Source organism: Exiguobacterium sp. s59, from assembly GCF_018617475.1.
GTDB classification, from domain to species: domain Bacteria; phylum Bacillota; class Bacilli; order Exiguobacteriales; family Exiguobacteriaceae; genus Exiguobacterium; species Exiguobacterium aestuarii.
This window is the reverse complement of sequence record NZ_JACSKG010000021.1, coordinates 1-373: the sequence shown is the minus strand read 5'-3', so window position 1 is coordinate 373 and position 373 is coordinate 1. Positions and strand designations below refer to the sequence as shown.

Below are 373 nucleotides of genomic sequence, written 5' to 3'. Positions count from 1 at the left end.
ATCTAGCGTCTAAGACACACGGTCCATTACGGACCATATGTGAAATTGGTTTTTGATGTCTTGATGAATCTTCAGTTTTCAAGGAACAAAAGTGGAGCCTAGCGGGATCGAACCGCTGACCTCCTGCGTGCAAGGCAGGCGCTCTCCCAGCTGAGCTAAGGCCCCGTATTAGAATTGTTCATAAAAATGGTGGGCCTAAGTGGACTCGAACCACCGACCTCACGCTTATCAGGCGTGCGCTCTAACCGGCTGAGCTATAGGCCCTCATAGAGAGGTTTTGGTCTCTCAAAACTGAACGATGGGCAATGCCACATGGGCATTTTCCTTAGAAAGGAGGTGATCCAGCCGCACCTTCCGATACGGCTACCTTGTT

At 50.4% G+C, this 373-nt stretch carries 2 tRNA genes; both read right to left on the bottom strand.

The window, feature by feature from the left end:
- Window positions 1-92: 92 nt before the first annotated feature.
- Window positions 93-165: transfer RNA gene (locus tag KNO91_RS15275), tRNA-Ala, on the bottom strand.
- A 22-nt stretch (window positions 166-187) separates the two neighbouring features.
- Window positions 188-264: transfer RNA gene (locus KNO91_RS15270), tRNA-Ile, on the bottom strand.
- Between the last annotated feature and the right edge of the window lie 109 nt (window positions 265-373).